This window comes from Acidovorax cavernicola, from assembly GCF_003581445.1.
Map to the genome: position 1 here is coordinate 1 of NZ_QXMN01000191.1, position 1,624 is coordinate 1,624.

Below are 1,624 nucleotides of genomic sequence, written 5' to 3' on the forward strand. Positions count from 1 at the left end.
GCGATCTATCTGCAAGGCGCCGCCACGGCCGAGGCCTCCGCATGAGGGGACGTTCTCCGACAGACCCCGCGCGGGGCGATGACTAGAGTGGTAGTTCTACCCGTCCACCAGGAGATGCCCATGGCTGACACCACCCATCCACGCGAAACCCTTTGGAAACTGGTCAAGGGGATCCATTTTGCAATGATCACCCACCGCCATGGGGACGGTACATTGCAGGCCTGTCCGATGACCATGGCCAACAAGGAAGGCATGGACGAGCATGTGAATTTCTATTTCCTGCTGAACAAGAAGACCGATCTCGCGCACTGCGTGGCGCGCGACGCCAACATCCAGATCAGCTTCGCCGACCCGGGCGAGAATGCCTATGTGTCGGTCAGCAGCACTGCCCACCTGAGCGAAGACCGCGTGCTCAAGGAAAAGCTCTGGTCGACGGCCGCCAAGGCCTGGTTTCCCGGCGGCGTCGAGGACCCGGACCTCACGGTGCTGGTCGCTCCCGTGACTTCGGCCGAATACTGGGACGTCAAGGAAAACAAGCTGGTGCAGCTCTACAAGATCGCCAAGGCGGCGGTCACGGGCGCGGAGCCCAAGGGCATGGGCGAGCACCAGACGATCCGCATGTAAGCGATTGCGGCCTACCGCTGCGGGCGGCGGGCGCACAACGAGAAAATCCCCGCGCTTCCTGGCTCAGGACGCGCGGGGATTTTTTTGCGCGGGATTACTCGATGCGCGCGCCCGAGACCCGCACGACATCGCCTGCGGTGCGCCAGTCCTTGGCCAGCAGCTGCTTGAAGCCCGCAGGCGTGTCGGTCGCGGCTTCGGCGCCGAGCTTGCGCACGCGCTCCTGCACGACGGGGTCGGCCAGCACCTTGTTGACCGCGCCGTTGATCTTGCGCACTTCGGCCGCGGGCGTGCCGGCCGGCGCGAGCAGGCCGTACCAGGTGTCGAACTGGAAGCCCGCAAAGCCCGATTCGGCGACGGTCGGCAGGTCGGGCAGGAAAGGCGAGCGCCTGGGGCCGGTATAGGCCAGCAGCTGCACGCGCGGGTCGTCCTTGAACGCGATCAGTCCCGTGGTCGCGGCCGTCACGCCCTGCACGCGGCCGGCGAGCAGTTCACGCACGGCGTCGCCCGTGGACTTGTAGGGAATGTGCTGCTGCTCGACACCGGCCTGGGCCAGGAACGAGGCCATGCCCAGGTGCGACGCGCTGCCATTGCCGGCCGAAGCGTAGTTCCAGGGCGCGGGGCTGGCCTTGGCGGCCGCGATCCATTGCGCCAGCGTGCGCGCCTGGCCCGCGGGCGCGGCAATCACATAGCCGGACGAAGCGACCAGGGCCACGGGCTCGAAGTCGTTGACCGGGTGGAAGCCGAGCTTGGGGTACATGTGGCCCGTGAAATGGTGGCTGGCGGCCGCCATCACCAGGGTGTTGCCGTCGGGCCTGGCGCGCGCCACGCCCTGCGTGCCCAGCGTGCCGCCCGCGCCGGGCTTGTTCTCGATCACGATGCTCGCCTGCAGCGCCTGGCCCAGCTCGTTGCTGAACGCGCGCAGCACCGTGTCCTGCACCGCGCCCGCGCCGAACGGCACGACGATATGGATGGTGCGGTCGGCGGCATGGGCCAGGCCGGC

The 1,624-nt window shown here is 67.6% G+C and carries 2 protein-coding genes; one reads left to right on the forward strand and one right to left on the reverse strand.

The genetic code is table 11. From position 1 onward, the window contains the following. Nucleotides 1–120: 120 nt before the first annotated feature. Nucleotides 121–624, forward strand: coding sequence for a pyridoxamine 5'-phosphate oxidase family protein (locus D3H34_RS32375; RefSeq protein WP_119558835.1), 504 nt, complete (start codon nucleotides 121–123; stop codon nucleotides 622–624). A 94-nt stretch (nucleotides 625–718) separates the two neighbouring features. On the opposite strand, the gene D3H34_RS32380 is transcribed toward D3H34_RS32375, so the two are convergent. Next, nucleotides 719–1,624: tripartite tricarboxylate transporter substrate-binding protein (locus D3H34_RS32380; protein ID WP_286186549.1), on the reverse strand; the 906-nt coding region annotated here is incomplete at its 5' end.

Coding starts and splice junctions, on each gene's coding strand:
- D3H34_RS32375 (WP_119558835.1), top strand. CDS start 121: ATGGCTGACACCACCCATCCACGCGAAACCCTTTGGAAACTGGTCAAG.